15 protein-coding genes are annotated in these 18,354 nt (G+C 68.0%); 4 read left to right on the top strand and 11 right to left on the bottom strand.

What is annotated here, in order from left to right; genetic code table 11:
- Positions 1-44: 44 nt before the first annotated feature.
- The 7 genes from hflX to L3N39_RS05660 form a co-directional block, all read right to left on the bottom strand.
- The gene (gene hflX / locus L3N39_RS05690; RefSeq protein WP_237256311.1) at positions 45-1,346 is read right to left on the bottom strand and encodes a ribosome rescue GTPase HflX; all 1,302 of its coding nucleotides are present in this window, start codon (positions 1,344-1,346) and stop codon (positions 45-47) included.
- Between the two features lie 11 nt (positions 1,347-1,357).
- Positions 1,358-1,612 carry an RNA chaperone Hfq gene (gene hfq, locus L3N39_RS05685; protein WP_237256310.1) on the bottom strand — a complete coding sequence of 85 codons (255 nt, stop codon included), beginning with the start codon at positions 1,610-1,612 and terminating at the stop codon, positions 1,358-1,360.
- Between the two features lie 91 nt (positions 1,613-1,703).
- Complete coding sequence (gene miaA / locus L3N39_RS05680) at positions 1,704-2,675, bottom strand: tRNA (adenosine(37)-N6)-dimethylallyltransferase MiaA (RefSeq protein ID WP_237256309.1); 972 nt, start codon at positions 2,673-2,675, stop codon at positions 1,704-1,706.
- An 81-nt stretch (positions 2,676-2,756) separates the two neighbouring features.
- On the bottom strand, positions 2,757-4,637 hold the full coding sequence (gene mutL / locus L3N39_RS05675; protein ID WP_237256308.1) for a DNA mismatch repair endonuclease MutL: 1,881 nt from the start codon (positions 4,635-4,637) through the stop codon (positions 2,757-2,759).
- Complete coding sequence (locus L3N39_RS05670; RefSeq protein ID WP_237256307.1) at positions 4,634-6,055, bottom strand: N-acetylmuramoyl-L-alanine amidase; 1,422 nt, start codon at positions 6,053-6,055, stop codon at positions 4,634-4,636. Before L3N39_RS05670 ends, mutL begins: the two co-directional genes overlap by 4 nt.
- A 17-nt stretch (positions 6,056-6,072) precedes the next feature.
- Entirely contained in the window at positions 6,073-6,543 is a 471-nt protein-coding gene (gene tsaE / locus L3N39_RS05665) for a tRNA (adenosine(37)-N6)-threonylcarbamoyltransferase complex ATPase subunit type 1 TsaE (protein ID WP_237256306.1), read from the bottom strand.
- Positions 6,531-8,021: an NAD(P)H-hydrate dehydratase gene (locus tag L3N39_RS05660; RefSeq protein ID WP_237256305.1), complete on the bottom strand. Its 1,491-nt coding sequence runs from the start codon at positions 8,019-8,021 to the stop codon at positions 6,531-6,533. The genes tsaE and L3N39_RS05660 overlap by 13 nt, the downstream gene beginning before the upstream one ends.
- Before the next feature lie 72 nt (positions 8,022-8,093).
- On the opposite strand from L3N39_RS05660, the gene queG reads away from it, so the two are divergent.
- A complete protein-coding gene (queG, locus tag L3N39_RS05655) occupies positions 8,094-9,164 on the top strand; it encodes a tRNA epoxyqueuosine(34) reductase QueG (protein WP_237256304.1) in 1,071 nt (356 codons plus the stop codon).
- Here the strand turns inward: queG and ftsH are convergent.
- From ftsH to mpl, 4 genes are all read right to left on the bottom strand, one after another.
- A complete protein-coding gene (ftsH, locus tag L3N39_RS05650; RefSeq protein ID WP_237256303.1) occupies positions 9,161-10,996 on the bottom strand; it encodes an ATP-dependent zinc metalloprotease FtsH in 1,836 nt (611 codons plus the stop codon). The two genes, queG and ftsH, sit on opposite strands and share 4 nt — an antisense overlap.
- A gap of 108 nt (positions 10,997-11,104) precedes the next feature.
- Positions 11,105-11,395 (bottom strand): YceK/YidQ family lipoprotein, encoded by a 291-nt coding sequence (locus tag L3N39_RS05645; RefSeq protein WP_237256302.1) that lies wholly within the window; start codon positions 11,393-11,395, stop codon positions 11,105-11,107.
- A gap of 1 nt (position 11,396) precedes the next feature.
- The gene (gene ubiX, locus L3N39_RS05640; RefSeq protein ID WP_003290511.1) at positions 11,397-12,026 is read right to left on the bottom strand and encodes a flavin prenyltransferase UbiX; all 630 of its coding nucleotides are present in this window, start codon (positions 12,024-12,026) and stop codon (positions 11,397-11,399) included.
- A 52-nt stretch (positions 12,027-12,078) separates the two neighbouring features.
- Positions 12,079-13,428, bottom strand: coding sequence for a UDP-N-acetylmuramate:L-alanyl-gamma-D-glutamyl-meso-diaminopimelate ligase (gene mpl / locus L3N39_RS05635; RefSeq protein ID WP_237256301.1), 1,350 nt, complete (start codon positions 13,426-13,428; stop codon positions 12,079-12,081).
- A gap of 212 nt (positions 13,429-13,640) precedes the next feature.
- Between mpl and exaC the strand changes: the two genes are divergently transcribed.
- From exaC to L3N39_RS05620, 3 genes are all read left to right on the top strand, one after another.
- Positions 13,641-15,161: an acetaldehyde dehydrogenase ExaC gene (exaC, locus tag L3N39_RS05630; RefSeq protein ID WP_237256300.1), complete on the top strand. Its 1,521-nt coding sequence runs from the start codon at positions 13,641-13,643 to the stop codon at positions 15,159-15,161.
- A 192-nt stretch (positions 15,162-15,353) separates the two neighbouring features.
- Positions 15,354-16,802, top strand: a complete 1,449-nt coding sequence (gene eat / locus L3N39_RS05625; RefSeq protein ID WP_043218489.1) for an ethanolamine permease — start codon at positions 15,354-15,356, stop codon at positions 16,800-16,802.
- 11 nt (positions 16,803-16,813) lie between these two features.
- Positions 16,814-18,205: an ethanolamine ammonia-lyase subunit EutB gene (locus tag L3N39_RS05620; RefSeq protein WP_237256299.1), complete on the top strand. Its 1,392-nt coding sequence runs from the start codon at positions 16,814-16,816 to the stop codon at positions 18,203-18,205.
- Positions 18,206-18,354: the final 149 nt, after the last annotated feature.

Here is an 18,354-nt window from a genome sequence, read left to right as displayed (position 1 = left end):
CTACCGAAAGCCTCAAACACGCGGCAAAGCCGCCATTCCGGGCTTTATTGCAAAGTATGTTGTTCCAGGAACTCGTTCGGCTGGAAACCGGCCCGACTCACCAACCGATGCAATTCAACGCGCGGCACCCGCACCTGAAGCAAGCTGCCGCCCTGCTCGTCATGGCTTTCCTGCTGCACGGCGCCGACCTGGAACAGCTGCGCACGCAACCGCCCGAGCTGCTGCGGCAAGCGCAGCGTGCCGACGAACAGGTCGTTGCCCAGCAATTCGGCGATGGCCTGGCGCAGCAGGTCGAGCCCCAGCCCGTCGCGCGCCGAGACCCAGACCCGCTGCGGCCGGCCATCGGCATCACGCTGGATCTGCGGCTCGATACCCTCGAGCAGGTCGACCTTGTTGTAGACCTCCAGCATCGGCAGCTCATGGGCGCCGATCTCGCCAAGCACCGCCAGCACCTGCTCGATCTGCTGATCGCGCTCGGGCTCATGCGCATCGATCACGTGCAGCAACAGGTCCGCATTGCTCGATTCCTCGAGTGTCGCGCGAAAGGACTCGACCAGCTTGTGCGGCAGGTGGCGAATGAAACCCACGGTATCGGCCAGCACCACCGGACCGACGTCGCCGAGCTCGATGCGCCGCAGCGTGGGGTCGAGCGTGGCGAACAGCTGGTTGGCCGCATAGACGTCGGCCTCGGTCAGCGCGTTGAACAGCGTCGACTTGCCGGCGTTGGTGTAGCCCACCAGGGAGACGGAGGGGATGTCGGCACGCCGGCGCCCACGCCGGGCCTGCTCGCGCTGGCCGCGGACCTTCTCCAGGCGCTGCTTGATCTGGCGGATACGCACCCGCAGCAGGCGCCGGTCGGTTTCCAGCTGGGTTTCACCGGGGCCGCGCAGGCCGATACCGCCCTTCTGCCGCTCGAGGTGGGTCCAGCCACGCACCAGGCGCGTGCTCATGTGCTCGAGCTGTGCCAACTCTACCTGCAGCTTGCCTTCGTGGGTGCGCGCGCGCTGGGCGAAGATGTCGAGGATCAGGCCCGTCCGGTCGAGCACGCGGCATTCGAGCGCACGCTCGAGGTTGCGCTCCTGGCTCGGTGTCAGGGTGTGATTGAAGATGACCAGCTCGGCCTCGGCGTCCTTGACGAGGTCGTGCAACTCCTCGACCTTGCCGCTGCCGATCAGGAACTTGGCCGAGGGCTGGTGACGGGCGACGTTGACGAAGCCCACCGACTCGGCCCCTGCCGAGCGGGCGAGCTCCTGGAATTCCTCAGGGTCCTCGCGTACCGCGGGGTCCTGGCCCTCCAGATGAACCAGGATGGCCCGCTCTCCCCCGCCGGGACGTTCGAAGAACAAAGATGCCTACCTTAGTCGTTGCCCGACTCGGATTGCTCGGCATCTCCTACGGTCGGCAGACGCACCGGGCGGCCCGGAACGACGGTGGAAATGGCGTGCTTGTACACCATCTGGCTGACGGTGTTCTTCAGCAGGATGACGAACTGGTCGAAGGATTCGATCTGCCCCTGCAGCTTGATGCCGTTGACCAGGTAGATGGAAACCGGGACGCGTTCCTTACGCAGTGTATTGAGGTAAGGGTCTTGTAGCGAATGCCCTTTTGACATGTGCCGCACTCCTTAGAGGATCTGTTTATTCGTGATTTATTCGGTCAACCGACGATCCACGAGTGTGAGAATAGACGGTCAGTTAGCAGTGTCAGCCCAATATGTGGAGCCCCTGCAGGTATTTCAATGCTCGCGGCAGATTGTCGCAGGCCAGGCTATCGAGCCAGGCTACCCCCTCCCAACCACGCAACCAGGTGAACTGCCGCTTGGCCAGTTGGCGAGTGGCGATCACGCCGCGTTCGATCATCGCATCGCGCGTCATCGCACCGTCCAGATATTCCCAGACCTGCCGATAGCCCACCGCCCGCATCGAGGGCAAACCCAGATGCAGATCACCACGCCGGCGCAGGTTTTCGACCTCGTCGACAAACCCCTGTTCAACCATATGGGTGAAACGCCGCTCGATACGCTCGTGCAGCATGGCCCGCTGTGCCGGCGCGATGGATAGCTGCGCAACAGTATAAGGCAAGACACCGGCGTCCGGCGCAAGCCGCTCCGCCTTTTGCGATCTTTGTCTGGCGCGATGCTCGCTCATGGTCATTCCACTGACGCGGTAGACCTCCAGCGCGCGGACCAGCCGCTGCGGATCGTTGGGGTGGATGCGCGCGGCCGACTCCGGGTCGACCTCGGCGAGCAGGCGGTGCAGCGTGGCCAACCCCTCCTCGGCGGCCTGGGCCTCGAGTGCTGCACGGATCGCCGGATCGGCCGCCGGCATGTCCGCCAGCCCGTCCAGCAAGGCCTTGAAATAGAGCATGGTGCCGCCGACCAGCAGGGGAATCCGGCCGGCCGCGGTGACCTCGGCCATGGCCTGCAGCGCATCGCCGGCGAACTGCGCAGCCGAATAGCTCTGCGCCGGATCGAGGATGTCTACCAGGCGGTGCGGGAACTCTGCCAGCACCTCGGCGGAGGGCTTCGCCGTGCCGATATCCATGCCGCGATAGACCAGTGCCGAGTCGACGCTGATGATCTCGCAGGGCAGTGCCTCGGCCAGCTCGAGCGCCAGGTCGGTCTTGCCCGAAGCGGTGGGACCCATGAGGAAGATGGCGGGAGGCAAGGCGGACATCGTGGAGCTCGCAACGGTCGGCCGGCTAGTTTCGGCTGCCAGGCGGCAGGCTGCAAGCGGCTCGCCGCCCCGCGCTGGCGATCAGCGACCGCGCAGGAACAGCCGGTCCAGGTCGTCCATCCCCAACTGCGTCCAGGTCGGGCGGCCGTGGTTGCACTGCCCGCTGCGCTCGGTCTGCTCCATGTCGCGCAGCAGGGCGTTCATCTCCGGCAGCGTGAGGCGACGATTGGCGCGCACCGCCCCGTGACAGGCCATGGTCGCCAGCAGCTCGTTGAGGTGCGCCTGGATACGGTCGCTGGTGCCATACTCGAGCAGGTCGGCGAGCACGTCGCGCACCAGCTGGGTCGCCTCGGCTTGCTTCAGCAGGGCTGGAATCTGGCGGATCGCGAGGGTCTCGGGCCCCAGTCGCTGCAATTCGAAGCCCAGCCGCGCGAACCACTGGCCGTGTTCCTCGGCGCAATCGGCCTCGCGCTGGCTGGCGGCGATCGACTCGGGCACCAGCAGCGGCTGGCCGCGCAGTCCTTCGCTGGCCATCGCGCCCTTCAGTCGTTCATAGGTGATCCGCTCGTGGGCGGCATGCATGTCCACCAGCACCATGCCCTGGGCGTTCTCGGCGAGGATGTAGACCCCCTTGAGCTGGGCCAGGGCATAGCCCAGCGGCGGTACGTCCGCCTGCGCCTCGGGCAACGGCGCCGGCGCGCCCACCGGCAGCGGTGCGACCAGCTCGCGATAGGCACCGCGGGCCTCGGCGGTGAACCCCGACGACGGGCGCGGGGCCTGGTAGCCGGCGCCACTGCCACGCCAGGCTGGCGCCGGCTCGGCCGGCGGCATCTCCAGCACGCTGGCCGACAGGCTCATCTCGTTCTGCCCGGCGAACTCACCCACCGCCAGCCCGCTGGCGGCCGGCGCAATCGGCGCCACGCTGGCCGGGGCAGCCAACTGGTCCTCGGGACGGACATCGCCCAGCGCGCGGTGCAGCGTGCCGTAGAGGAAGTCGTGGACCATGCGGCTGTCGCGGAAACGCACCTCGTGCTTGGTCGGGTGCACGTTGACATCGACCACCGCCGGGTCGACGTCGAGGAACAGCACGAAGGTCGGGTGGCGACCGTTGAACAGCACATCGCGATAGGCCTGGCGGACCGCATGGGCGACCAGCTTGTCGCGCACCATGCGGCCGTTGACGTAGAAGTACTGCAGGTCGGCCTGGCTGCGCGAGAAGGTCGGCAGGCCGACCCAGCCCCACAGGCGCAGGCCACTGCGCTCGACCTCGATCGGCAACGCCTGCTCGAGAAACGCCGGGCCGCAGACCGCGCCCACGCGGCGCGCGCGTGCCGCGTCGTCGGCCGCCTGGTGTAGCGCCAGCACGCTCTTGCCGTTGTGGCGCAGATGGAAGGCCACGTCGAAACGCGCCAGCGCCAGGCGCTTGATCACTTCCTGCAGATGGTCGAACTCGGTCTTCTCGGTGCGCAGGAACTTGCGTCGCGCCGGGGTGTTGAAGAACAGGTCGCGCACCTCCACCGAGGTACCGACCGGGTGCGCCGCCGGCTGCACCCGCGCCTCCATCTCGCGGCCTTCGGTCTCCACCTGCCAGGCCTCGCCGGCATCGGCGGTACGCGAGGTCAGGGTCAGGCGCGAGACGGAACTGATCGAGGCCAGTGCCTCGCCGCGAAAACCGAGGCTCATGACCCGTTCGAGGTCTTCCAGGTCGCGGATCTTGCTGGTCGCATGGCGCGCCAGGGCCAAGGGCAGGTCGTCCGCCGGGATGCCGCAGCCATCGTCGCGCACCCGCAGCAGCTTGACCCCACCCTGCTCGACATCCACGTCGATGCGCGCGGCGCCGGAATCCAGGCTGTTCTCCAGCAGCTCCTTGATCACCGAGGCCGGGCGCTCGACCACCTCGCCGGCGGCGATCTGGTTCGCCAGCCGCGGGCTGAGCAGCTGGATGCGACGCAGCTCGCTCATGGTTGCGACGCCAGCGTGGTAGCCGGGATGGCGAGCGTCTGGCCGACCTTGATGGTGTCGCTCTTCAGCTGATTGGCGCTGCGCAGCGAGGCCAGGCTGACCTGGTAGCGCTGGGCGAGCAACGCCAGGCTCTCGCCGGAACGCACCACGTGCTCACGCGGGCCGGCCGCGATCTGGCCGGCGTCGCGCAGCCAGGCGATATAGGTGCCGGGCGGCGGGTTCTCGTGGAAGAACTGCTTGACCCCGCTGTGGATCGAGCGCGCCAGCGCCTGCTGGTGGCCGGCCGTCTGCAGCTTCTTCGCCTCGGACGGATTGGAGATGAAGCCGGTCTCGACCAGGATCGAGGGAATGTCCGGGCTCTTGAGCACCATGAAGCCGGCCTGCTCCACGCGGCGCTTGTGCAGCGGCGTGATACGCCCCATGTTGCTCAGCACCTTCTGCCCGACGTTGAGGCTCGACGACAGCGAGGCGGTCATCGACAGGTCCAGCAGGACGCCGGCGAGCATGCGGTCCTTGTCGTCGAGGCTGACGTTGCCGGCGCCGCCGATCAGGTCCGAGCGGTTCTCGCTATCGGCCAGCCAGCGCGCGGTCTCCGAGGTGGCGCCACGGTCGGACAGGGCGAACACCGAGGCCCCGTACGCCGAGGAACGCGGCGCGGCATCGGCATGCACGGAGACGAACAGGTCGGCGCCCTTCTTGCGGGCGATCTCGGTGCGCTTGCGCAGCGGAATGAAGTAGTCGCCGGTGCGCACCAACTCGGCACGGAAACCCTTCTCGGCATTGATCTGCCGTTGCAGCTCCTTGGCGATCTGCAGCACCACGCTCTTCTCGTAGACCTTGCCCGGGCCGATGGCGCCCGGGTCTTCGCCGCCGTGACCGGCGTCGATGGCGATCACGATGTCGCGCTTGCTGCTCGGCGTGGCCGGCAGCTTGACCGCCGGCAGGTTGGGCGAGACCGGCGCCACCGGGGATGCCGGCGCGGTATTGGCCGGCAGCCGGCTGGCGCTTGCCGCCGGACTACTGCCCTGCTGGTCGTAGAGATCGACCACCAGGCGGTGGCCATATTGCTGGTTCGGCGCCAGGGCGAAGCTCTTCGGTGACACCGGCGCCTTCAGATCGACGACCACGCGCAGGGTGTCGGCATCCGGCTGGCCGGCACGCAACGCGGCCACCGGCGTGTTGTCCAGCGGCAGGCCGTCGAGCTGCGCCTTGAGATTGGCCCCGCTGACATCGATGACGATGCGATCCGGCGCCTCGAGGGTGAAGACGTTGTGCTTGACCGGGCCGGACAGGTCGAACACCAGGCGCGTGTTATCCGGTGCTCGCCACAGCCGCACGCTCTGCACATCGGCGGCGGCGACCGCCTGCAGCGCGACGAACAGGACCAGCAGACCGCTAACCAGCGCGCGTATGCGCATACCCATCCTCTTGCCTGTCATCGTTCGTCATTGGTCAGGGCGGCGCACCAGGCCTGGCCTCGCTCGCCCCGCGGCGAAAGGCGCAGCCTGCGCCCGGCCTCATGCGGCGCAATGGTAATGTCCAGGTCCGCCTTTGGCAAAACGCCGCCACCGCGCTCCGGCCACTCCACCAGGCACAGGGCGTCGCCTTCGAAATAGTCGCGAATGCCGAGAAATTCCAGCTCCTCCGGGTCGACCAGCCGGTACAGGTCGAAGTGGAACACCCGCACAGCACCGATCTCGTACGGCTCGACGAGGGTGAAGGTCGGGCTCTTCACCTTGCCCGTGTGCCCGAAGCCGCGAATCAACCCGCGTGACAGCGTGGTCTTGCCGGCGCCCAGGTCGCCGTGCAGGTAGATGACGCCGCGCCCGCCGGTGGCCTGCGCGATGCGTGCGCCGAGCGCCAGCATTTGCGCCTCGTCGGCGGCGTAGAAGCTTACGTCCGGCATGGCGAGTGCTCCTCCAGCTGTCGGCGGATCTCGGCGATCAGGTCGCCGGCGGCCAGCCCGCGCCCGCCTTCGCCACAGCGTTCACCGGCGGCGGCGTGCAGCCAGGCCGCCAGGCAGCCTGCTGCGAAGGGCTCGAGCCCCTGCGCCAGCAGCGCGCCGGCAAGCCCGGCCAGCACATCGCCGAGGCCGGCGCTGGCCATGGCCGGATGGCCGCGATCACAGAGTGCCAACCGCCCGTCGGCATCGGCAACCAGCGTACCCGCGCCCTTGAGCAACGCGCTGCAGCGAAAGCGTCGGGCCAGTTCGCGCACCGCCGCCGGCCGATCGGCCTGTACCTCGGCGCTGCTGCAGCCGAGCAGGCGCGCAGCCTCGCCCGGATGCGGCGTGATCAGGCAGCCGCGCGGCAGCTCGACGGCTGCATGGGCCAGCAGGTTCAGCGCATCGGCATCCCACACCTGCGGCACCTCGGCCTGCGCCGCCAGCGACAGCAGGCTGCGCCCCCACGGCCCCTGCCCCAGGCCCGGGCCGACCACCAGCACGTCGGCGCGCTCGGCCAGGGCGGTCAGCGCATAGGTGGACTCGACGCCGCTGCACATGATTTCCGGGCGCCGGGTCAGCGACGCGACGACATGCTCGGGCCGCGTCGCCAGGGTCACCATGCCGGCACCGCCGCGCAGCGCCGCCTCGCTGGCCAACAGCGCGGCGCCGCCGGTGCCCAGGTCGCCGCCGATGACCAGCACCTGGCCGAAACTGCCCTTGTGCGCGGTCGGCCGGCGCGGCGCCAGCTTCGGCAGGTTGCCGGGCGCGAGCCGCAGCACCTCGGCCGCTGCCGCGGCCAGCAGCGCAGGATCGGCCTGCAGGTCGTCGAACACCAGGCGGCCGATCTGGTCGGGGCCGTCGCCGGTCAGCAGGCCGAGCTTCAGGCCGATGAAGGTCACCGTCACCTCGGCACGCACCGCCTGGCCGAGCCGGGAACCGCTGTCGGCACTGAGGCCGGACGGAATATCCACCGCCAGCACCGGCAGGCCGCTGGCATTGATCGCCTCGATGGCCGTTGCATAGGGCTCGCGCACCGCACCGGCCAGGCCGGTGCCGAGCAGCGCATCGACCAGCACGCCCTCCAGCTCGGCATCGGCCTGCCAGGGTTCGATCGCCACGCCACAGGCGCGCGCCTCGGCGCAGGCCGTCGCCGCATCGCCCTGCAGCGCCTGCGGATCGCCCACCGCGAGCACCCGCACCCGCCAGCCGGCCCGCTGCGCGAGGGCGGCGAGCAGATAGCCGTCGCCGGCATTGTTGCCGCGCCCGGCCAGCACGGTGACCACCCCGGCCTCCGGCCACTGGCGGCGCAGGGCCCGCCAGCAGGCATGCGCGGCGCGCTGCATCAGCTCGAAACCGGGCGTACCGGCGGCGATCAGGCGGGCGTCGAGTTCGCGCACCTGGGCGGCGGTGTACAGGGCGGTGGGCAGCAGGTCGGTCATCGGCTGGGCATCATCGCGGCGGAATGTCTGGCAGAATTATACGCACCCGCCCGAATCGCGCTGCAGTCTCCGATGTCCAGCCCCGCCCTCGATCCCGCCGCCCTCGCCGAATCCATCAAGCAATGGGGTCGCGAGCTGGGCTTCCAGCAGGTCGGCATTACCGATGTCGACCTCGGCGAGCACGAAGCGCATCTGGAGGCCTGGCTGGCCGCTGGCTACCAGGGCGAGATGGACTACATGGCGGCCCACGGCAGCAAGCGCTCGCGGCCGGACGAGCTGGTGCCCGGCACGCTGCGGGTGATCTCGCTGCGCATGGACTACCTGCCCGGCGACACGCGCATGAGCCAGCTGCTCGCCGAACCGGAGAAGGCCTACGTGTCGCGCTATGCGCTGGGCCGCGACTACCACAAGCTGATCCGCAAGCGCCTGCAGCAACTGGCCGAGCGCATACAGCAGGCGGTCGGCCCGTTCGGCTTTCGCGCCTTCGTCGACAGCGCACCGGTGCTGGAGAAGGCCGCCGGACAGCAGGCCGGGCTCGGCTGGATCGGCAAGAACAGCCTGCTGCTCAACCGCAAGGCCGGCAGCTGGTTCTTCCTCGGCGAGCTGTTCGTCGACATCGCCCTGCCGGTTGACGAGCCGGTCACCCGCGACCACTGCGGCAGTTGCCACGCCTGCCTGGACATCTGCCCCACCGACGCCTTCGTCGGCGAACGCCTGCTGGATGCGCGGCGCTGCATTTCCTACCTCACCATCGAGCTGAAAGGCCCCATCCCCGAGGAGCTGCGGGCAAGGATGGGCAACCGCGTGTTCGGCTGCGACGACTGCCAGATCGTCTGCCCGTGGAACCGCTTCGCCCGCCCCACCGAGCAGGGCGACTTCCAGCCGCGCCACAGCCTGGACAACGCCGAGCTGGCCGAACTGTTCCGCTGGAGCGAAGAGCAATTCCTCAGCCGCACCGAAGGCTCGCCGCTGCGCCGCGCCGGCTACGAGCGCTGGCTGCGCAACCTGGCGGTGGGGCTGGGCAATGCGCCCTCGAGCATCCCGGTGCTGGAGGCGCTCGAGGCGCGGCGTGACGATCCGTCGGAGCTGGTGCGCGAGCACGTCGACTGGGCACTCGCGCAGCACGCCACGCGTTGCACCTAGGCCGGCGCTGACGGCGCGCTACCGGACCCGCTGAGCGCGCGCAGTTCGCTGGCGTCCAGGGTTTCCTGCGCCAGCAGCTCGCGGGCACAGCGCTCGAGCAGCTCGCGGCGCGCCTGCAGCAGGTCGACGCTGCGCTGGAACGCCGCCTGCACCAGCTGCTGCACCTCCTCGTCGATCGCCGTGGCGGTGCTCTCGGCGTAGTCGTGCTGCGGCTTCAGGCCGAGCATCGCCTCGTTGCCGAGGAAGGAGTTGGGCTCGCGCTCCAATGCCATGTGGCCGAGGCGGCCGGACATGCCGTAGCGGGTGACCATGGCGCGGGCGATGTCGGTGACCTTGGCCAGGTCGTCCGCCGCACCGGTGGACAGATGGGCAAACATCAGCCACTCCGCCGCGCGCCCGCCGAGCAGCACCGCCATCTTGTTCTCCAGCTCCTCGCGGGTCATCAGGAAACGGTCCTCGATCGGCCGCTGGATGGTGTAGCCCAGCGCGCCCATGCCGCGCGGGATGATCGAGACCTTGTGCACCGGATCGACCCCCGGCAGCGCCATGGCCACCAGCGCATGGCCCATCTCGTGGTAGGCGACGATCTCGCGCTCGCGCGGGTTGAGCAGGCGGTTGCGCTTCTCCAGGCCGGCGACGATGCGCTCGATCGCCGCGGTGAAATCCTCCATGCAGACCGCGTCGGCACTGCGCCGGGTCGCCAGCAGCGTCGCCTCGTTGACCAGGTTGGCCAGGTCGGCGCCGGTGAAGCCCGGGGTCAGCGCGGCGATCGCCTGCGGGTCGACGTCGTCGGCCAGGCGCGCCTTTTTCAGGTGCACGTTGAGGATCTGCACCCGGCCGATCTTGTCCGGGCGGTCGACCAGCACCTGGCGGTCGAAGCGCCCGGCGCGCAGCAGCGCCGGGTCGAGGATCTCCGGGCGGTTGGTGGCCGCCAGCAGGACCAGGCCGCTGGAGGTGTCGAAGCCGTCCATCTCCACCAGCAGCTGGTTGAGTGTCTGCTCCTTCTCGTCATGCCCGCCGGACAGCGGCCCGGCACCGCGGGCGCGGCCGAGGGCATCCAGCTCGTCGATGAAGATGATCGCCGGCGCCTGGGCGCGGGCCTGTTCGAACAGGTCACGCACCCGCGCCGCGCCGACGCCGACGAACAGCTCGACGAACTCCGAGCCGGAGATGGAGAAGAACGGCACCTTCGCCTCGCCGGCCACCGCACGCGCCAGCAGCGTCTTGCCGGTGCCGGGCGGGCCGACCAGCAGCACGCCCTTGGGCATCCGCCCGCCGAGGCGGCCGTAGGTCTGCGGGTCGCGCAGGAACTCGATGATTTCCTTCAGCTCGTCCTTGGCCTCGTCCACCCCGGCGACGTCGGCGAAGGTCACCTTCATGTCGGTCTCGACGTAGACGCGCGCCTTGCTCTTGCCGATCTGCATCATGCCGGTACCGCCCATGCCGCTGCCGATGCGCTTGAGCAGGAACAGCCAGATGCCGAAGAACATCGCCGCCGGGACGATCCACGACAGCAGGTCGCGCACCAGCGTGCTTTCCACCTTGCCGCTGTAGCGCACCGGATACTGCTCGAGGAACTGCGCCAGTTCCGGCTCGACGCGGTTGGTGACGAAGCGGCGCTGGCCACTGGACAGCGGCTCCTTGAAGGTGCCCTCGATCCGCCGTTCGGTGATCGCCAGCTCGCCGATCCGCCCTTCCTTGAGGTGGGTTTCGAACTCGCTGTAGGGAATGACGGCGACGCCTTCCTGCTGCGACAGCAGGTATTGCAACCCCATGAACACGAGGATCGCGATCATCCAGTAACGCATGTGGAACTGGGCCTGGTCTTTCACCGGTCTCTCCTTGGCTGCCAGCGGGACGCTACGCGCGGATGGCAGGATTCTGCCCGCTCGCGCACCCCGGCGCCTGGACGCAAATCAGCTAAATCGCGGCTGCTGCGTTCAGAATCCGCCACTGACGCCGAGGCCAAGCCCCAGCGCAGCGGCCAAGGAGAACGGTAGCAGCAGCGTGTCGAGCAGGGCACTGGCTGGCAGATCGAGCGCGGCATGGCGGGGTGCTTCGGCACCGAAGCGCTCGACCGGGCAGCAGCCACCGTTGAGGCTGTACCAGTCCAGTCGCGTGCCGGAATAGATGATTGGCGCACCGGGCTTGGCCGCATCCAGCGTGCGCACCGTGGCGCAGCCGCCGAGCAGGCTCAGCGTCGTCAGTAGCAGCAGCGCCCGGCCGAGCATCTCAGTCGTCGCTGACGATATGGTGCTCGCCCCAGCGCGGCAGCATGTCCTGGGGAATGTTGAGCAGGTTGAGGATGCGCGCGACGACGAAATCCACCAGGTCGTCGATGGTCTGCGGCTGGTGGTAGAAGCCGGGCGAGGCCGGCAGGATCACCGCGCCCAGGTTCGACAGCTTGAGCATGTTTTCCAGGTGAATGCTGGAGTACGGCGCCTCACGCGGCACCAGGATCAACTGGCGGCGCTCCTTCAAGGTGACGTCGGCGGCGCGCTCGATCAGGTTGTTACAGGCCCCGGTGGCGATCGCCGACAGCGTGCCGGTGGAACAGGGCACCACCACCATCGCCGTCGGTGCGCCGGAGCCGGACGCCGGTGGGGCCATCCAGTCTTCCTTGGCGAACACGCGGATCTGCCCGGCCGCCGCGCCGGTGTATTCGGAGAGGAAGGCCTGCATGGCCTGCGGCTTGGCCGGCAGCACCACGTCGGTCTCGGTGGCCATCACCAGTTGCGCGGCCTTGGAGATCAGGAAGTGCACCTCGCGGTCTTCCTGCACCAGGCAATCGAGCAGGCGCAGGCCGTATTGCGCGCCGGAGGCGCCGGTCATGGCCAAGGTGATGCGTTCCGGTCCATTCATTCAATCTGCTCCTAATGCGATCCGCGTGGAAATGCCTTCGGCGTTTTCCACCCTACGCCAGTGCGGCGGCCAATTGGCCGTGCAGCCCACCGAAACCGCCATTGCTCATCACCACCACCTGGGTGCCCGGCGTGGCATCGGCCTTGACCTTGGCGATGATCGCCTCCAGCGAATCGCAGACCGTGGTCGGCACCGGCGAGCCGGCCACGGTTGCGGCCAGGTCCCAGCCGAGGTTGGCCGGTGCGTACCAGATCGCCTGGTCGGCCAGCGCCACGGATTCCGCCAGCCCCTCGCGGTGCGCGCCGAGCTTCATCGAGTTAGAACGCGGCTCGACCACGGCGATGATCGGCGTATCGCCGACGCGCTTGCGTAGGCCGTCGAGGGTGGTGGCGATGGCAGTCGGGTGATGGGCGAAGTCGTCATAGATGGTCACGCCATTTACCTCGGCGACCTTCTCCATGCGTCGCTTGACGCTACGGAATTCGCTCAGCGCCTCGGCGCCCTGCTTCGGCAGCACGCCGACATGCCGCGCCGCCGCCAGCGTCGCCAGCGCATTGTTGACGTTGTGCCGGCCGGTCAGCTGCCAGTCCACCACGCCCTGCACCTCGCCATCGAAGATCACCTCGAAGCGCGAACCGTCCTCGCTGAGCAACCTGGCCTGCCACTGGCCACCCTCGCCGGTGGTCTGCACCGGCGTCCAGCAGCCCATGCCGATGACGCGCTTGAGCGCCGTTTCCGACTCGGGATGGATGATCAGCCCCACGCCCGGCACGGTACGCACCAGGTGATGGAACTGGCGTTCGATGGCGGCTAGATCCGGGAAGATATCCGCGTGGTCGAACTCCAGGTTGTTCAGGATCGCGGTACGCGGGCGGTAGTGGACGAACTTGCTGCGCTTGTCGAAGAAGGCGCTGTCGTACTCGTCGGCCTCCACCACGAAGAACGGCGTACCGCCGAGCCGTGCGGAGATGCCGAAGTTCTGCGGCACGCCACCGATGAGAAAGCCCGGGCTCATGCCGGCATGTTCCAGCACCCAGGCCAGCATGCTGCTGGTGGTGGTCTTGCCATGGGTACCGGCGGCAGCCAGCACCCAGCGCCCCTGCAGCACGTGATCGGCCAGCCATTGCGGGCCGGAGACATAGGGCAGCCCCTTGTTCAGCACGTATTCCACTGCCGGGTTGCCACGCGACAGGGCGTTGCCCACCACCACCAGATCGGGTGCCGGTTGCAGATGCGCCGGCTCGTAGCCCTGCATCAGCTCGATGCCCTGGGCCTCGAGCTGGGTGCTCATCGGCGGATAGACGTTGGCGTCGGAGCCGGTGACGCGATGGCCGAGTTCCTTGGCCAGCACCGCGAGCGAACCCATGAAGGTGCCGCAGATGCCGAGAATGTGGATATGCATGGATGACCTCTGCAATGCCCTGCGCAGCGCCAGCGGAGCGCCCCGCGGGAGCCGGGAAATGCGCGGCAGATTAGCACAGCGCCGCCGCGCAATCGGCCCCCGCCAGCGCCGGCGCGGCGTCCGCATGTCGCCCCGGTCGCTGGCTGCCGCAAGCTGATCTACGCTGAAACGACCGCCGTTTCCACGACCATTACAAGAACCGGAGACACATCATGCGTTACGCCCATCCCGGCACCGAGGGTGCCAAGGTCAACTTCAAGGCTCGCTACGGCAACTTCATCAACGGCCAGTTCGTCGAACCGCTTGGCGGCCAGTACTTCACCAACCTGTCGCCGGTCAACGGCCAGCCGATCGCCGAGTTTCCGCGCTCGGATGCCGCCGACATCGAGAAGGCCCTGGACGCCGCCCATGCCGCCGCCGATGCCTGGGGCAAGACCAGCGTGCAGGCGCGTTCGCTGATCCTGTTGCAGATCGCCGACCGCATCGAGCAGAACCTCGAACTGCTGGCCATCACCGAGACATGGGACAACGGCAAGGCGGTGCGCGAGACGCTGAACGCCGATATCCCGCTGGCCGCCGACCACTTCCGCTACTTCGCCGGCTGCATCCGTGCGCAGGAAGGCACCAGCGCCGAGATCGACGAGCACACCGCGGCCTACCATTTTCACGAGCCGCTGGGCGTGGTGGGACAGATCATCCCGTGGAACTTCCCGATCCTGATGGCCGCCTGGAAGCTCGCCCCGGCGCTGGCCGCCGGCAACTGCGTGGTCTTGAAGCCCGCCGAGCAGACCCCGCTGGGCATCAACGTGCTGCTCGAATGCATCGGCGACCTGCTACCGCCGGGGGTGCTCAACGTGGTGCACGGCTACGGCCGGGAAGCCGGCGAAGCACTGGCCTCGAGCAAGCGCATCGCCAAGATCGCCTTCACCGGCTCCACCCCGGTGGGCTCGCACATCATGAAGCGCGCCGCCGAGAGCATCATCCCGAGCACCGTGGAGCTGGGCGGCAAGAGCCCGAACATCTATTTCGAGGACATCATGCAGGCCGAGCCGGCCTTCATCGAGAAGGCCGCCGAAGGGCTGGTGCTGGGCTTCTTCAACCAGGGTGAGGTGTGCACCTGCCCATCGCGCGCGCTGGTGCAGGAGTCGATCTACGCGCCGTTCATGGAAGCGGTGATGAAGAAGGTCGCGCAGATCAAGCGCGGCGACCCGCTGGACACCGACACCATGGTCGGCGCCCAGGCCAGCCAGCAGCAGTTCGACAAGATCATGTCGTACCTCGACATCGCCCGCGAGGAAGGCGCCGAGGTGCTCACCGGCGGTGCAGCAGAGAAGCTCGAAGGCTCGCTCGCCACCGGCTATTACATCCAGCCGACCCTGCTCAAGGGCACCAACAAGATGCGCGTGTTCCAGGAGGAGATCTTCGGCCCGGTGATCGGAGTCACCACCTTCAAGGACGAGGCCGAGGCGCTGGCCATTGCCAACGACACCGAGTACGGCCTCGGCGCCGGCGTCTGGACCCGCGACATCAACCGCGCCTATCGCATGGGCCGGGCGATCAAGGCCGGCCGCGTGTGGACCAACTGCTACCACCTCTACCCGGCCCACGCGGCGTTCGGTGGTTACAAGAAGTCCGGCGTCGGGCGCGAGACGCACAAGATGATCCTCGACCACTACCAGCAGACCAAGAACCTGCTGGTCAGCTACGACATCAATCCGCTGGGCTTCTTCTGATGGGCCGGCGCGGGCGGCACACGTCGCCCGCGCCTTGAACAAGACACCTGCCGGGCGCCGCCGTGGTGCTGCGGAGCCCGCAAAAGGTGCGTTCCTGCCGCATTTGGCCGACTAAACACCGGGAACCCCGCGTTCCGGTGCCGGGGCATGACGCTTGCTAGGGAGATCGCAACCTATCCAAGAGGATTCCCCATGGCTCTCGAACACAGCCGTTCCGCGCCACCGCAGCACGCGATCGATTTCGAAACCGTTGGCAGTAGCTATTTCCAGGAACGCGAACTGAAGAAAGGCGCCGCCGGCTGGGTGCTGCTGGTCGGCCTTGGCGTCGCCTATGTGATTTCCGGCGACTACGCCGGCTGGAACTTCGGCCTCGCCCAGGGCGGTTGGGGCGGGCTGTTCATCGCCACGCTGCTGATGGCGACCATGTACCTGTGCATGTGCTTCTCGCTGGCCGAGCTGTCCTCGATGGTCCCGACCGCGGGCGGCGGCTATGGTTTTGCCCGCACCGCCTTCGGCCCATTGGGCGGCTTTCTCACCGGCACGGCGATCCTCATCGAGTACGCCATCGCGCCGGCGGCGATCGCCGTGTTCATCGGCGCCTATTGCGAGTCGCTGTTCGGCATCGGCGGCTGGATGATCTATCTGGCCTTCTACATCGTCTTCATCGGCATCCATATCTTCGGCGTCGGCGAGGCGCTGAAGCTGATGTTCATCATCACCGCCGTCGCCGCCCTGGCCCTGGCGGTGTTCATCGTCGCCATGGTGCCGCACTTCTCGGTGGACAAGCTGCTGGACATCGCCCCGACCACCGCTGCCGGTGCCAGCAACTTCCTGCCCTACGGCTATGTCGGCATCTGGGCGGCGATCCCCTACGCGATCTGGTTCTTCCTAGCCGTGGAAGGCGTGCCGCTGGCCGCCGAGGAAACCAAGAACCCGCAGCGCGACATGCCCCGCGGGCTGATCGGCGCCATGCTGATCCTGGTCGCCTTCGCCGGCCTGATCCTCCTGGTCGGCCCAGGCGGCGCCGGCTCCAGCACCCTGGTGGCATCCGGCAACCCGCTGGTGGAAGCGCTGACCACGGCCTACGGCTCGTCCACCTGGATGAGCGGCTTCGTCAACCTGGTCGGCCTGGCCGGGCTGATCGCCAGCTTCTTCTCGATCATCTTCGCCTACTCGCGGCAGATCTTTGCCCTGTCGCGGGCCGGCTACCTGCCGCGCAACCTCTCGCTGACCAACAAGAACAAGGCGCCGGTGCTGGCCCTGGTGATCCCCGGTGTGATCGGCTTCCTGCTCTCGCTGACCGGCCAGGGCGACCTGCTGATCCTCGTCGCGGTGTTCGGCGCGACCATCTCCTACGTGTTGATGATGGCCTCGCACATCGTGCTGCGCCTGCGCCGGCCGGACCTGCATCGCCCGTACAGGACACCCGGCGGCATCGTCACCTCGGGCGTGGCGCTGGTACTGGCCTGCATCGCGGTCATCGCGGGCTTCCTGGTCGATCCGCGGGTGGTGATCGGCGCCGCGATCATCTACGGGATCTTCATCGCCTATTTCGCGATCTACAGTCGACACCATCTGGTGGCCGGCACGCCGGAGGAAGAGTTCGCGGCGATCGAGCAGGCCGAGGCGACACTCAAGTAGGGAGAGCAGCCATGACGTACTCGCACAGCGTGGGCAGCACCACCTGGCGCTTCGACGATCTGCGCGAGGTGATGGCCAAGGCCAGCCCGGCGCGCTCCGGCGACCTGCTCGCCGGGGTCGCGGCGGGCAGCGACGCCGAGCGAGTGGCGGCGCAGATGTGCCTGGCCGATGTGCCGCTCAGGCGTTTTCTCGAAGAGGCACTGATCCCCTACGAAAGCGATGAAGTCACCCGGCTGATCATCGACAGTCATGACGCCGCCGCCTTCGCTCCGATCAGCCACCTAACCGTGGGCGATTTCCGCAACTGGCTGCTCGGCGAGGAGGCGGACGAGTCGTCGCTGAAAGCCCTCGCACCGGGGCTGACGCCGGAGATGGTCGCCGCGGTGTCGAAGATCATGCGCGTGCAGGACCTGATCCTGGTCGCGCAGAAGGTCCGCGTCGTCACCCGCTTTCGCAACAGCATCGGCCTGGCCGGACGCATGTCCACCCGGCTGCAGCCGAACCATCCCACCGACGACGGCGCCGGCATCGCCGCGAGCATTCTCGACGGCCTGCTCTACGGCAACGGCGACGCGGTGATCGGCATCAACCCGGCCACCGACAGCACCGCCGGCATCTGCGAGCTGCTGAAGATGCTCGACGCGGTGATCAGCCGCTACGAGATCCCGACCCAGGGTTGCATCCTCACCCATGTCACCACCTCCATCGAGGCGATCAACCGCGGCGCGCCGCTGGACCTGGTGTTCCAGTCCATCGCCGGCACCGAGGCGGCCAACGCCAGCTTCGGCATCAACCTGGCAACGCTGCAGGAAGGCTACGAGGCCGGCCTGTCGCAGAAGCGCGGCACCCTCGGCGACAACCTCATGTATTTCGAGACCGGCCAGGGCAGCGCGCTCTCGGCCAACGCCCATCACGGCGTCGATCAGCAGACCTGCGAGGCCCGCGCCTACGCCGTCGCGCGCCGCTACAAGCCGCTGCTGGTGAACACCGTGGTCGGCTTCATCGGCCCGGAATACCTCTACAACGGCAAGCAGATCATCCGCGCCGGGCTGGAGGACCACTTCTGCGGCAAGCTGCTCGGTGTGCCCATGGGTTGCGACATCTGCTACACCAACCACGCCGAAGCCGACCAGGACGACATGGACATGCTGCTGACCCTGCTCGGCACGGCGGGCATCAACTTCATCATGGGCATCCCGGGCTCGGACGACGTGATGCTCAACTACCAGACCACCTCCTTTCACGACGCCCTCTACGTGCGCCAGGTGCTTGGCCTCAAGCCCGCACCGGAGTTCGAGGAATGGCTGGCGAAGATGCAGATCCTCCGGCAGGACGGCAATCGCCTGCAGCTCGGCCGCGAGCTGCCCGAAGCCTTCCGCCGCGCGCTGGAGCAGCAGGCATGAGGCGCTCCCCGGATCTCCACCGGCATCCGGTGGAAAACGCTGCGCGGTTTTCCACCCTACCCAGCAGCCGCACCGTAGGGTGGAAAACGACCGCAGGTCTTTTCCACGCGTTTTTCCACGCGTTCTCCCGCGCGCTTGTCCACGCGCCT

Source organism: Pseudomonas oligotrophica, assembly GCF_021726475.1.
GTDB classification, from domain to species: Bacteria; Pseudomonadota; Gammaproteobacteria; order Pseudomonadales; family Pseudomonadaceae; genus Stutzerimonas; species Stutzerimonas oligotrophica.
The sequence above is the reverse complement of the archived record's forward strand: the minus strand, read 5'-3'. Positions and strand labels throughout refer to the sequence as shown.

Coding starts and splice junctions, on each gene's coding strand:
- hfq (WP_237256310.1), bottom strand. CDS start 1,612: ATGTCAAAAGGGCATTCGCTACAAGACCCTTACCTCAATACACTGCGT.
- miaA (WP_237256309.1), bottom strand. CDS start 2,675: ATGTCCGCCTTGCCTCCCGCCATCTTCCTCATGGGTCCCACCGCTTCG.
- mutL (WP_237256308.1), bottom strand. CDS start 4,637: ATGAGCGAGCTGCGTCGCATCCAGCTGCTCAGCCCGCGGCTGGCGAAC.
- L3N39_RS05670 (WP_237256307.1), bottom strand. CDS start 6,055: ATGCGCATACGCGCGCTGGTTAGCGGTCTGCTGGTCCTGTTCGTCGCG.
- tsaE (WP_237256306.1), bottom strand. CDS start 6,543: ATGCCGGACGTAAGCTTCTACGCCGCCGACGAGGCGCAAATGCTGGCG.
- L3N39_RS05660 (WP_237256305.1), bottom strand. CDS start 8,021: ATGACCGACCTGCTGCCCACCGCCCTGTACACCGCCGCCCAGGTGCGC.
- queG (WP_237256304.1), top strand. CDS start 8,094: ATGTCCAGCCCCGCCCTCGATCCCGCCGCCCTCGCCGAATCCATCAAG.
- L3N39_RS05645 (WP_237256302.1), bottom strand. CDS start 11,395: ATGCTCGGCCGGGCGCTGCTGCTACTGACGACGCTGAGCCTGCTCGGC.
- ubiX (WP_003290511.1), bottom strand. CDS start 12,026: ATGAATGGACCGGAACGCATCACCTTGGCCATGACCGGCGCCTCCGGC.
- mpl (WP_237256301.1), bottom strand. CDS start 13,428: ATGCATATCCACATTCTCGGCATCTGCGGCACCTTCATGGGTTCGCTC.
- exaC (WP_237256300.1), top strand. CDS start 13,641: ATGCGTTACGCCCATCCCGGCACCGAGGGTGCCAAGGTCAACTTCAAG.
- eat (WP_043218489.1), top strand. CDS start 15,354: ATGGCTCTCGAACACAGCCGTTCCGCGCCACCGCAGCACGCGATCGAT.
- L3N39_RS05620 (WP_237256299.1), top strand. CDS start 16,814: ATGACGTACTCGCACAGCGTGGGCAGCACCACCTGGCGCTTCGACGAT.